This is a genomic window from Sphingomonas sp., from assembly GCF_042096255.1.
GTDB lineage: Bacteria > Pseudomonadota > Alphaproteobacteria > Sphingomonadales > Sphingomonadaceae > Sphingomonas.
In genome coordinates this window covers 1-10,672 of sequence record NZ_JBELLZ010000097.1, presented here as the reverse complement: position 1 = coordinate 10,672, position 10,672 = coordinate 1, and the positions used below count along the sequence as shown (strand labels likewise).

The 10,672-nt window shown below is 69.8% G+C and carries 14 protein-coding genes; 7 read left to right on the top strand and 7 right to left on the bottom strand.

What is annotated here, in order from left to right; genetic code table 11:
- The first annotated feature begins 131 nt into the window (after nt 1-131).
- Together ACFDTH_RS15120 and ACFDTH_RS15115 are read left to right on the top strand one after the other, a co-directional pair.
- Nucleotides 132-968 carry an ABC transporter ATP-binding protein gene (locus ACFDTH_RS15120; protein WP_375288390.1) on the top strand — a complete coding sequence of 279 codons (837 nt, stop codon included), beginning with the start codon at nt 132-134 and terminating at the stop codon, nt 966-968.
- A gap of 1 nt (nt 969) precedes the next feature.
- Nucleotides 970-2,175 carry an ABC transporter permease gene (locus ACFDTH_RS15115; RefSeq protein ID WP_375288389.1) on the top strand — a complete coding sequence of 402 codons (1,206 nt, stop codon included), beginning with the start codon at nt 970-972 and terminating at the stop codon, nt 2,173-2,175.
- A gap of 72 nt (nt 2,176-2,247) precedes the next feature.
- Here the strand turns inward: ACFDTH_RS15115 and ACFDTH_RS15110 are convergent, their stop codons facing one another.
- Nucleotides 2,248-2,823 carry a nucleotidyltransferase family protein gene (locus tag ACFDTH_RS15110; RefSeq protein ID WP_375288388.1) on the bottom strand — a complete coding sequence of 192 codons (576 nt, stop codon included), beginning with the start codon at nt 2,821-2,823 and terminating at the stop codon, nt 2,248-2,250.
- A complete protein-coding gene (locus tag ACFDTH_RS15105; protein WP_375288387.1) occupies nt 2,810-3,733 on the bottom strand; it encodes an XdhC family protein in 924 nt (307 codons plus the stop codon). The genes ACFDTH_RS15110 and ACFDTH_RS15105 overlap by 14 nt, the downstream gene beginning before the upstream one ends.
- Nucleotides 3,734-3,770: 37 nt before the next feature.
- Here ACFDTH_RS15105 and ACFDTH_RS15100 point away from each other — a divergent pair, with 37 nt between their 5' ends.
- The gene (locus ACFDTH_RS15100; protein WP_375288386.1) at nt 3,771-4,808 is read left to right on the top strand and encodes a glycerophosphodiester phosphodiesterase; all 1,038 of its coding nucleotides are present in this window, start codon (nt 3,771-3,773) and stop codon (nt 4,806-4,808) included.
- Nucleotides 4,805-5,077, top strand: a complete 273-nt coding sequence (locus ACFDTH_RS15095; RefSeq protein ID WP_375288385.1) for a hypothetical protein — start codon at nt 4,805-4,807, stop codon at nt 5,075-5,077. The genes ACFDTH_RS15100 and ACFDTH_RS15095 overlap by 4 nt, the downstream gene beginning before the upstream one ends.
- A gap of 247 nt (nt 5,078-5,324) precedes the next feature.
- On the opposite strand, the gene ACFDTH_RS15090 is transcribed toward ACFDTH_RS15095, so the two are convergent.
- A complete protein-coding gene (locus tag ACFDTH_RS15090; protein ID WP_375288384.1) occupies nt 5,325-6,119 on the bottom strand; it encodes an alpha/beta hydrolase in 795 nt (264 codons plus the stop codon).
- Entirely contained in the window at nt 6,080-6,742 is a 663-nt protein-coding gene (locus ACFDTH_RS15085; RefSeq protein ID WP_375288383.1) for a TIGR02117 family protein, read from the bottom strand. Before ACFDTH_RS15085 ends, ACFDTH_RS15090 begins: the two co-directional genes overlap by 40 nt.
- 23 nt (nt 6,743-6,765) lie before the next feature.
- Between ACFDTH_RS15085 and phhA the strand changes: the two genes are divergently transcribed.
- The 3 genes from phhA to ACFDTH_RS15070 all read left to right on the top strand — a co-directional run bounded on the left by phhA (nt 6,766) and on the right by ACFDTH_RS15070 (nt 8,750).
- The gene (phhA, locus tag ACFDTH_RS15080; protein WP_375288382.1) at nt 6,766-7,629 is read left to right on the top strand and encodes a phenylalanine 4-monooxygenase; all 864 of its coding nucleotides are present in this window, start codon (nt 6,766-6,768) and stop codon (nt 7,627-7,629) included.
- Between the two features lie 63 nt (nt 7,630-7,692).
- Nucleotides 7,693-8,535 carry an SAM-dependent methyltransferase gene (locus tag ACFDTH_RS15075; protein WP_375288381.1) on the top strand — a complete coding sequence of 281 codons (843 nt, stop codon included), beginning with the start codon at nt 7,693-7,695 and terminating at the stop codon, nt 8,533-8,535.
- Nucleotides 8,536-8,603: 68 nt separating this feature from the next.
- Complete coding sequence (locus ACFDTH_RS15070; protein WP_375288380.1) at nt 8,604-8,750, top strand: lmo0937 family membrane protein; 147 nt, start codon at nt 8,604-8,606, stop codon at nt 8,748-8,750.
- A gap of 117 nt (nt 8,751-8,867) precedes the next feature.
- Here ACFDTH_RS15070 and ACFDTH_RS15065 read toward each other — a convergent pair whose 3' ends face one another.
- The 3 genes from ACFDTH_RS15065 to ACFDTH_RS15055 form a co-directional block, all read right to left on the bottom strand.
- Entirely contained in the window at nt 8,868-9,485 is a 618-nt protein-coding gene (locus ACFDTH_RS15065; RefSeq protein WP_375288379.1) for a MarC family protein, read from the bottom strand.
- Nucleotides 9,482-10,090 (bottom strand): hypothetical protein, encoded by a 609-nt coding sequence (locus ACFDTH_RS15060; RefSeq protein WP_375288378.1) that lies wholly within the window; start codon nt 10,088-10,090, stop codon nt 9,482-9,484. Before ACFDTH_RS15060 ends, ACFDTH_RS15065 begins: the two co-directional genes overlap by 4 nt.
- On the bottom strand, nt 10,087-10,672 hold a 586-nt coding region (locus ACFDTH_RS15055), incomplete at its 5' end, for a bifunctional 5,10-methylenetetrahydrofolate dehydrogenase/5,10-methenyltetrahydrofolate cyclohydrolase (RefSeq protein WP_375288377.1). The genes ACFDTH_RS15055 and ACFDTH_RS15060, both read right to left, overlap by 4 nt.

Sequence of the window (10,672 nt, the reverse complement as noted above, 5' to 3'; positions counted from 1 at the left end):
CATGCGCACGGAGGTGCTGTCCGGCCTCAACCCCGGTCAGGAGGTGATCACCGGCCAGCTCAATGCGGGCGAGGAGCCCGGTGCGCGCGCCAAGGGCGGCGGCCAGCGGCGGCAGCGGCAGGGAGGCCAGGGTGGCGCCTGACGCCGCGCCCCTCATCTCGCTGCGCGGCGTCACCAAGACCTATGGCACCGGGCCGACCGCGTTCCAGGCGTTGAAAGGCGTCGATCTCGACATTGCGGCGGGAGACTTCGTCGCGGTGATGGGACCCTCGGGCTCGGGCAAGTCGACGACCATGAACATCCTCGGCTGCCTCGACGTGCCGAGCGCGGGCACCTTCCTGTTCCGCGGCCACCATGTCGAGACATTGGGGCGCGACGAGCGCGCGCTGCTGCGGCGGCGCTATCTCGGCTTCGTCTTCCAGGGCTTCAACCTGCTTGCGCGGACCAGCGCTTTGGAGAACGTCGAGCTGCCTTTGCTTTACCGCGGCGACACCCGGCAGGCACGGCGCGAGGCGGGGATGGCGGCGCTCGACAAGGTGGGCCTTGCCGACTGGTGGGACCATACCCCCGCCGAGCTTTCGGGCGGCCAGCAGCAGCGCGTCGCCATCGCGCGCGCGATCGTGACGCGTCCCGACGTGCTGCTCGCCGACGAGCCGACCGGTAACCTCGACAGCGAACGCTCGGTGGAGATCATGCGGCTGCTCACCAGCCTCAACCAGGAGAGCGGCATCACCGTGCTGATGGTGACGCACGAGCCCGACATGGCCGCCTTCGCGCGCACGGTGGTGCACTTCAAGGACGGTTTGGTGGAGCGGATCGACAGCAACCACCATCAGGGTGAGGTGGTGGACGCAAGCAAGCCCCTCCCCTTCAGGGGAGGGGTTGGGGGTGGGGAAGGTGTCTCGCCGAGACCTGCGCTCGTGGATCAGCCCCACCCCAACCCCTCCCCTGAAGGGGAGGGGCTCTAATATGTTCGGCACCACCGTCACGCTGGCGATCCGCTCGATCCGGCGGCACCTGCTGCGCTCGTTCCTGACCATCCTCGGCATCGTCATCGGCGTTGGCGCGGTGGTCACCATGGTGACGCTCGGCAAGGCGACCACCGCAGCGGTGCAGGAAAGCATCTCGGCGCTGGGCACCAACGTGCTCCAGGTCCGCCCCGGCCAGGGCTTCGGCCGCGGCGGCGGGGGCCCGCGCCCGCCCGATTTCGACATGACCGACGTTGACGCGGTGGCCGAGCAGGTGGCGGGGGTCACCGCGGTGGCGCCGCAGGTCTCGTCCAGCGCCACCGCGATCTACGAGGGGGCGAACTGGTCCACCACGATCAACGGCACCACGAGCGCCTTCCTGATCGTGCAGCCTTGGCCGCTATCCTCCGGACGCTACTGGACCGAGACGGAGGAAGCCTCTGGCAAGGCAGTGTGCCTCTTGGGCAATACCGTGCGCCAGAACCTGTTCCGCGGCGAGGATGCGGTGGGCAAGCGTTTCCGCATCGGCAACGTCAGCTGCACCGTGGTCGGCACGCTCAGCACGCGCGGGCAGGGCGGGTTCGGCGACCAGGACGACGTGGTGGTGATGCCGATCAAGGCGGTGCAGCGCCGTTTCACGGGCAACCGCGACATCCGGCTGATGATGGTCGGCGTCGACCAGGCCTATTCGACCGACGCGGTGCAGAGCGCGATCACCGACCTGCTGCGCGAACGCCGCCACATCCTTCCCGGCCGCGACGACGATTTCAACATCTTCGACACCGCACAGATCCGCGACACGTTGACCGGTACCACCACCCTGCTGACCCAGATCGTCGCGGCGGTGGCGGCGATCAGCCTGGTGGTGGGCGGCATCGGCATCATGAACATCATGCTCGTCTCGGTCACCGAGCGGACGCGCGAGATCGGCATCCGCCTCGCCATAGGCGCGGTGGCGAACGAAGTGCTGATGCAGTTCCTGGTGGAGGCGATCGCGCTTTCCATGCTGGGCGGCGTGGTCGGCATCGTGCTGGCGCAGCTGACCATCCTGGGGCTGACCCCGCTGATGGGGGTGCCCTGGACCTTCGACCTGCGCATCAACGTGATCGCCTTCGTGATCGCGGCGCTGATCGGCGTTGTGTTCGGCTATTTCCCGGCAAGGCGAGCGGCGGGGCTCAACCCGATCGATGCGCTGCGGCACGAGTGAGGAACAGAGGTCCGTTCGTACTGAGCGAAGTCGGAGCACATGCGCAACGTTCCGACGGTGCTTCGACTTCGCTCAGCACAAACGGGTGAAAGTGTCGCGCAGTGACCCCAGGTCTTCCGGCGTGTCGACGTCGACCAGTGCTCCCGGCGGCGCCGTCACATGCACCCCGCGCGCGATCAGGTCGCGCGCGCCGCGATCGCCGGTGAGGGCGAGCAACTCGCGGAATTGTCTACGCCCGAACAGCGCGGGAGGGCAGGGGCGTGCGCCGTCGGTGGAGGCGACCACCGTCTTCGGCCCCTCCGCCGCCTCGAACAGTCGGCGGACATGCGTCTCGGTGATGCACGGCATGTCGGCGAGCGCCAGCAGCACCGCCGCGCCGCCCGCGGCCGCGACGCCCATCCGCACCGACGACGCCATGTCGCGCGCCGGATCGGCGTTGACCAGCACGCGATAGCCGAGCGCGACGAAGTCCGGCGTGTCCGCCCCGACCACCGCGATCCGCTCCCTGAAGGGCAGCGCCGCCAGCGTGCGCGCCGCATGCAGGCCGAGCGGCACGCCGCCGAGGTCCGCCGCCAGCTTGCCGCCGCCGAACCGCTCCGCGCGGCCCGCGGCGAAAAGGATCAGCGTCGTTTCGTCAATCCTGATCACGGAACGCCTTCACCACCGCCGCGGCGACCGACAGCGCGATCTCCGATGGCCCGATCGCGCCGATGTCGATCCCGACCGGGCCGTCGATCCGGTCGATCTGCTCGGGCGTCATCCCCGCCTCGGCGAGCCGCTCGCGCCGTGCCGCATGGCTGCGCCGGCTGCCCAGTGCGCCGACATAACCGGCCCCGCCGTTGAGCGCGGCGATCAGCGCGGGATCGTCGATCTTGGTGTCGTGGCTCAGCGTCACCACCGCGGTGGCGGGGCCGGGCGCATAAGCGGCGATCGCTTCGTCGGGCCAGCGATCGTCGAGGATGGTGTCGGGGAAACGCTCTTCGGTGAGGAACCGGCCGCGCGGGTCGATCACCACCGTCTCGATGCCGAGCGTGCGGGCGAGCGGCACCAGCGACTGCGCGATCTGCACTGCGCCGACGATCAGCAGCCGGCGCGGCGGGGCGTAGCGGTTGACGAACACCTCGCCCGCCTCGACCGGACGCAGGTCGCTGTGCCCGGTCGCCATGTCGGTGGTGACGGTGAGCGCGCGGCCCTGGCCGCGGGCTTCGGCGATCCGGTCGAACAATTCGGGGTCGAACCCCTCGGCGGAGACCGGCTGCACCATCACGCTGATCTCGCCGCCGCACGGCAGCCCGACTTCCCAGGCGCTCGCGTCGGCGACGCCATAGGTCTTCACCGCGAAAGGTGCTCCGGCGATCACCTTGGCGGCGGTGTCGAGGATGTCGCCCTCGACGCAGCCGCCCGACACCGATCCTTCGAAGCGGCCGTCGGCGTGGACGAGCATGTGGCTTCCCTTCGGGCGAGGGGCCGAGCCCCAGGTCGAGACCACGGTGGCGAGCGCCATCGGGGCGCCGCGCCAGACGCGCGCCGCGGCGAGGACGGAATCGTTTTCGGCCATGCTTTTCCTTTCGCCTTGGCGTAGCGCCCCAATGGTGATGCTGACCCGCCTTGCCAAGCTGCTCGGCCTGCCGCTCGCGCTGATCGGCGCGCGCGAGGGGCCCGAGGGCGCGCCGCTCTCGGAGCCGATCGTGATCGCGCATCGCGGCGCCAGCGGCGAGCGGCCCGAGCATACGCTCGCCGCCTATGAGCTGGCGATCGATCAGGGCGCCGACGTGATCGAGCCCGATCTGGTGCCGACCCGCGACCATGTGCTGGTCGCCCGCCACGAGAATGAGATCGGCGGCACCACCGACGTCGCGCGCCATCCCGAGTTCGCGGGTCGGCGCACCACCAAGATGATCGACGGCCAGACGGTGACCGGCTGGTTCACCGAGGACTTCACCCTCGCCGAGCTCAAGACTTTGCGCGCGGTGGAGCGGCTGCCCAAGCTGCGTCCGAGAAACACTGAGTATGATGGCCGGTTCGAGATCCCGACCTTTGGCGAGGTGATCGCGCTCGCCAAAAGGCGCGGCGTCGCCATCTATCCCGAGACCAAGCACCCGACCTATTTCGCGTCGATCGGCTATGGCACCGATGCGCCGCTGGTCGCCGCGCTGGCCGAGGCCGGGTGGAACCGCGCCGATGCGCCGGTCTTCATCCAGTCGTTCGAGGTGGAGAACCTCCGCCGCATCAAGCGGATCAGCGCGGTGCGGCTGATCCAGCTGATGGATGGCGCAGGCGCGCCGGCGGACGGCGCTGCGCCGAGCTATGCCGACATGGCGACGCCGGCGGGGCTCGCCGCGGTGGCGACCTATGCCTGGGGAATCGGGCCGGCCAAGGCGATGCTGTGGCGTGGGGGAGCGACGCTGGTGGCGGACGCGCATCGCGCTGGCCTGCGCGTCCATCCCTGGACCTTCCGGGCGGAGAACGAATTTCTGGAGCGGCCGTACCGCCGCGGCTGGAGCGCGAAGGCGCATGGCGACCTTCCTGCCGAAATCCGGGCCGCCCTGCGCCTTGGTGTGGACGGATTCTTCACCGACTTTCCTGCTATGGGCGTGGCGGCGCGCGGGTCGCGGGCAGGGAGTGGCGTATGAGACATCTGCTGGCGGCGCTGGTGCTGCTTTCGACGGGCGGGTGCGTGCGCACCGTGACGGGCGTGGTCACCGCGCCGTTCAAGGTGGCGGGGCAGGCGGCGGACTGGGCGACCACCAGCCAGGATGAGGCCGACCGCAACTACGGTCGCAAGATGCGCGAGAAGGAAGCGCGCGAGGGCCGCGAACGGCGCAAGTATGAGAAGGCCTGCCGCAAGGACCCGCGCGCCTGCGGCGGCTATGATGGTTATCAGGCCGCCGTCGACGACTGAGCCGGGGTGCGCAGCAAGCTGAGCACCTGCGCGCGCAAGGTGCGCTACGCGACGGTTGACGCGGCGCTGGCGGCGTGCCGCGATGCGGACGTGGTGCTGCGGCCGTATCGTTGCGACCGGTGCGGGCGGTTTCACCTGACCAGCCGGACCAAGGGGAAGTGGGTGGGTGGCTCCGTAACTTCCTCTCCCCTTGTGGTAGAGGGAGGGAGCCGACGAAGTCGGCGGAAGGGTGAGGGGGAGGTGGGTTTTACGGCCCCCTCATCCTTCCCACTTGCTTCGCAAGCGGGCCCCTTCCTTCTCCCACAAGGGGAGAAGGAGCTTGTCCCATCTCCCCCAGCGCCTTCGCCAGCGCCACCAGCACCTGTGGGCGCAGTTGCACCAGATAATGGCCGCTCACCACCTCCACCGATTTCGCCGCCGGGTCGTGGCAGATCAGCCCGTTGACCAGCCCGTCGCTGCGGCTCCAGATCGCGGTACAGGGGACGGGCAGCGGCGCGGCGATCGCCTCGCTGCGCGCGACCACCGCGGGATCGGTGAGCCGCTCGCCCGTGACCAGCTCGAACGCGCGCCACACGTTGGTGGCGCGGCCGTCGCCCGCATAGGGCGCGGCGATCGTCACCACGCCGCGGACCAGATCGGGCCGGCGGTGCGCCGCAAGCCGCGCGAGGATGCCGCCCAGGCTGATACCCACCAGCGCCACCGGCTCCCCCACCGCCTCGATCCGCGCGAGCAGCCGATCCGCCTCCGCGCCGACGCTGCGCACCCCCAGGTTGCGGCCGAGCCGCCAGCCCTCGGCGCGGTAGCCGAGCCGGTTGAGGTAGCGCCGCATCACCGCGGTCGACAGGTCCGAGTTGAACATCCCCGGCAGCACGATCACACGTCGCCCGTCCCCCGCCGGCACCGCCGCCAGCGCCGCGCGGCGGCGCCACCAGGTCGCAAGCGACCAGAGGGCGCGCGGCAGCTCGGCCGCCCAGAGCGCCTTCGACGGCGGCGGGTGGCGGGTCAGAACCAGCGCAGCACCATCTGCGGGAAGGGGGTCCACCAGCCGACCTTCACCCCCGCCTCGGCCAGCGCCGCGCCGGTCCAGGCGTTGCAGGTGTGGATCGCGCTATAATGGCCGCGCGCGGCGTAGAAGGCGTCCCATTTGTAGTAACCGCGCTCGGGCGTCGGACGCTCGGCGAAGCTGGCGCGCAGGTAGGCGGCGAGGCGGCGATATTCCTCCGGCCGGAGGACGATGCGGCGCACGTCCGCGCCGGTGCGGCGCGGCGGCGGCACATGATCGACGTGGACCAGCGTGCGGTCGCTGCCCAGCGCCGCGGCGATCACGGTGGCGGGGCGGACCTGCACCCAGGTCGGCGTCTCCAGGTAGAAGGCGCGCTCGCCCCAGCCGAACGAGGCGTGGCTCCAGCCGGCGAAGCGCGGGTCGGCGAGGTGGTCGGGGCGGAGGAGGGGGCGCCAGTCGATGCCGGCGGCGACCTTGGGGACGATTAGGCCGGTGTGGACGCCGTTGCTCTCCACCCAGATGGTCACACCGGTCTTCGGCGGCGTCCAGCTTCGGTTGACGGGAATGGCCCCACCGATCGCGCCGGCGACGAGATAGAGCCAGAGCGCCGCGGCCAGCGCCACCGCGCCGCCGATCACCCCGCTCCTCATTTTGCGCGCCATCGCGGGGATGCTACACTGGTTTCATGGGCAACGACACGCACGTTCTCGACTCGCCGCCGGCGGGCGCTTCGGCCGACTGGACGATCCCGCAGGACTGGCAGGCGTATACCGCCGAGGAACATGCCACCTGGGACCTGCTGTTCGCGCGCCAGGCCAAGCTGCTGCCCGGCCGCGCCAGCGACGCCTATCTGCGCGGGCTGGACGTGCTCAAGCTCTCCAAGCCGGGCATCCCCGATTTCGAGGAACTGTCCGAACGGCTGATGAAGCTGACCGGCTGGCAGGTGGTGGCGGTGCCCGGGCTGGTGCCCGACGAGGTGTTCTTCGACCATATGGCCAATCGCCGCTTCGTCGCGGGCAATTTCATCCGCCGGCCCGACCAACTCGACTATCTCCAGGAGCCGGACGTCTTCCACGACGTGTTCGGCCATGTGCCGATGCTCGCCGATCCGGTGTTCGCGGATTATCTCGTCGCCTATGGCCAAGGCGGGCAGCGCGCATTGGGGCTGGACGCGCTCAAATATCTGGGGCGGCTCTACTGGTATACCGTCGAGTTCGGGCTGGTGGCGGAGCCGGAGGGGCTGCGCATCTATGGCGCGGGCATCGTCTCCAGCTTCTCCGAAAGCCGCTTCGCGCTCGACGATCCCTCGCCCAACCGGATTGGCTTCGACATCGAGCGGGTGATGCGAACCGAATATCGGATCGACGATTTCCAGCAGAATTACTTCGTCATCCCCAGCTTCGACGAACTGCTGCGCGTGACGGTGGAGACCGACTTCGCCCCCCTCTACGAGCGGCTGAAGGCTGAACGTGACATTCCGGTCGCCGAACTGCTGCCGGAGGACGAGGTGATCACCCGCGGCACGCAGGACTACGCGCGCTCGAAGTAACGAAAGATTGCTGAAAGGCTGAGGGACTCGACTCGCCCCCGGCCGTCCCGCAGCTTCCGTTCCATGTTCGGCCTGGCGACTCGCCGCTCCGTCGCGCCCGGGCGCCACGGAGAGCCGACGCTGGCAGACCCGGTGAGCCAAGCGTGTACCGAGGCGCAGTTCGCGGAAATCGACTATGCCCGCTGGTGCGCTGCGATCGGCGAGCCGCCGCGGCTGCATCGCAAGCAGTGGGAGTTCTGCTACATCCTCCAGGTGCTCGACGCGCGGGGCATGCTCGCACCGGGCAAGCGCGGGCTGGGATTCGGGGTGGGCCGGGAGCCGCTGGTCGCGGCGATGGCGGCGCGCGGGGTGGAGGTCACCGCCACCGACCTGCCGCCCGAGACGGCGCGCGCGCATTTCTGGGTGGAGAGCGATCAGCACGCCTCGGGACTGGACCTCCTGAACGAACGTGCGCTCTGCCCGCCGCAGGCGTTTGCCGAGCGGGTGACCTTCGAACATGCCGACATGCGCGCGGTGCCGTCGCACCTCACCGGCTACGACTTCGTCTGGTCCGCCTGCGCGTTCGAGCATCTCGGCTCGCTGGGTGCGGGAATCGACTTCGTGATCGCCGCGCTCGCCACGCTGCGGCCCGGCGGCGTGGCCGTGCACACCACCGAATACAATCTCGCCAACGGCTGGCGCACCCGCGACCATGGCGCAACCGTGATCTACCGCCGCTGCGACCTCGAACGGCTGTTTGCACGCGCCGCAGCGCGCGGCTTTACCACCACCGCGAACTGGACGCCGGGCGGCGGCACGCTCGACCTGCACGTCGACCAACCGCCCTATTCGCCCGAGCCGCACCTCAAGCTCGCCTACCGCGGGCTGACCGTCACCTCCTTCGGGCTGGTGCTCGACGCGGTGTGACGAAATGTTGCTGCGGCGGGGAACGCCGCGGCGAGCGCCCCGTTTCTCCGGACAAAGGAGACCAAGCCATGTTGTGGACGATCGCGATCATCCTGCTGATCCTGTGGGCGCTGGGGCTGTTCGCCTTTCACGTCACCAGCGGGCTGATCCACATCCTGATCGTGCTCGCGCTGATCGTGGGGCTGGTGCAGCTGTTCACGGGGCGGCGGGTGTAGGGTGATTCCCGACCGTTCGTGCTGAGCGAAGTCGAAGCACCTTCACCACGGTCGCCCGTGCCCTTCGACTTCGCTCAGGGTGAACGGGGGGGTGGGGCCGGCATCATTTCAGAAAGCTCAGCGAAGCTGGTCCTGCAGCCCGTCGATCACGAACTGCACTGCCAGCGCGGCGAGGAGCACGCCGAGCAGCCGGGTGATCACCGCCTCGATCCGGTGTCCGAGCACGCGCATCAGCGGCCCAGCGGCGAGCAGCGCCGCAACCGTGAGGGCTAGGTTGGCACCAAGTGCCGCCAGCACCACGATCGAGCGCTCCAGCCCCTCGTTGCGCGCCATCATCAGCATGACCGAGGCGATCGAGCCCGGCCCGGCGATCATCGGCATCGCCATGGGGAAGATCGACACGTCCTCGGTCTCGGTGGCGGAGACCTTGGCGGCACGATCCTCGCGCCGTTCGGTGCGCTTCTCGAACACCATCTCCAGCGCGATCAGGAACAGCATAACGCCGCCGGCGATGCGGAAGCTGGCGAGTTCGATGCCGAGCCCCGTCAGCAAGGCCTCTCCGAACAGCGCGAAGACCAGCAGGATCAGGCCCGCGACCACCACCGCGCGGATCGCCATCGCACGCCGCTGCGTCGCGCTCGCGCCCGCCGACAGGCCCGCGTAGATCGGCGCGCAACCCGGCGGATCGATGACGACGAAGAAAGTCGCGAAGGCGGAGAAGAACAGCTCGATCACGGCGCCGGCTTTGGGGATGGTGCGGCGGCGATCCGGTCCTCGATCACCTTGCGATAGCGGGTGCCGTCCCACAACCGCACGGTGAAGGTACGCGCGCCGTCGCGCCGGACCTGCCATTGCCACCAGAGCGAGCGGTCGCGAGAGGTGCCGCCGCCCTGCTCGACGCCGGCGGGGGTCATCGGCATGTTCATCACCGGCGCGCGCTCGCACGAGGCGCGCTCCACCTTCGGCTCGGCGGGAATTGGCCGCGGCGTTTCCAGCGCATCGCCGCCGTCGACCAGCCACTTCCAGGCGCCGCTCTCCTTCGACCAGATGGTCGAAAAGTACCCGGCCGAGCCGTCCGCGCCCTGCCATGGGCCGGTGTTCGCGGCGAAGCTGCCATCGCAAGAGACATAGCTTTCCGCCGGCTGCCAGCGGATCGGCCGCGCCGGCTCTTCCAGTTTCGCCAGATAGTCATGCGCGCGCACCGGCTGCGGCTCGAACATGATCGCGTCTTCGGCGGCAAAGGCGCGGAAGGCGGCCCATTGCCCCTTCTGCGCCTGCGCTGCGAAGGCGCGTTCGGCGTCCACCGCGCTCGCCTGGGCGACCAGCGCCATCAGGATCACAGGCTTTCGTCCACCGCCACGCCCGCGCGGCGGCCGGCCGCAACCAGGGTGTTGCGCAGCAGCACGGCGATGGTCATCGGGCCGACCCCGCCCGGCACCGGGGTGATCGCGCCCGCCACCTCGGCGACCGCGGGATCGACGTCGCCGACCAGGCCGGCGTCGGTGCGGTTGATGCCGACGTCGATCACCGTCGCGCCGGGCTTCACCCATTCGGGCGTGACGAAGCCGGGAATGCCTACCGCGGCGACGACGATGTCGGCGGCGCGCACGTGCGCCATCGCGTCGCGGGTGCGGCTGTGGACGAGCGTGACGGTGCAGCTTTCCTTGAGCAGCAATTGCGCCATCGGCTTGCCGACGATGTTGGAGCGGCCGATCACCACCGCCTCCAGCCCGGCGAGATGCGGGTGGACGTCACGCAGCAGCATCAGGCAACCGAGCGGGGTGCAGGGGACCAGCCCGTCGATTCCGGTGGCGAGTCGTCCGGCATTCTCCGCGGTGAAGCCGTCGACGTCCTTGGCCGGATCGAGCGCGGCGATCACCGCGCGCTCGTCGAGCTGTGCGGGCAGGGGCAGCTGGACGAGG

Coding starts and splice junctions, on each gene's coding strand:
- phhA (WP_375288382.1), top strand. CDS start 6,766: ATGGGCAACGACACGCACGTTCTCGACTCGCCGCCGGCGGGCGCTTCG.
- ACFDTH_RS15075 (WP_375288381.1), top strand. CDS start 7,693: ATGTTCGGCCTGGCGACTCGCCGCTCCGTCGCGCCCGGGCGCCACGGA.
- ACFDTH_RS15105 (WP_375288387.1), bottom strand. CDS start 3,733: ATGGCCGAAAACGATTCCGTCCTCGCCGCGGCGCGCGTCTGGCGCGGC.
- ACFDTH_RS15070 (WP_375288380.1), top strand. CDS start 8,604: ATGTTGTGGACGATCGCGATCATCCTGCTGATCCTGTGGGCGCTGGGG.
- ACFDTH_RS15100 (WP_375288386.1), top strand. CDS start 3,771: ATGCTGACCCGCCTTGCCAAGCTGCTCGGCCTGCCGCTCGCGCTGATC.
- ACFDTH_RS15095 (WP_375288385.1), top strand. CDS start 4,805: ATGAGACATCTGCTGGCGGCGCTGGTGCTGCTTTCGACGGGCGGGTGC.
- ACFDTH_RS15115 (WP_375288389.1), top strand. CDS start 970: ATGTTCGGCACCACCGTCACGCTGGCGATCCGCTCGATCCGGCGGCAC.
- ACFDTH_RS15085 (WP_375288383.1), bottom strand. CDS start 6,742: ATGGCGCGCAAAATGAGGAGCGGGGTGATCGGCGGCGCGGTGGCGCTG.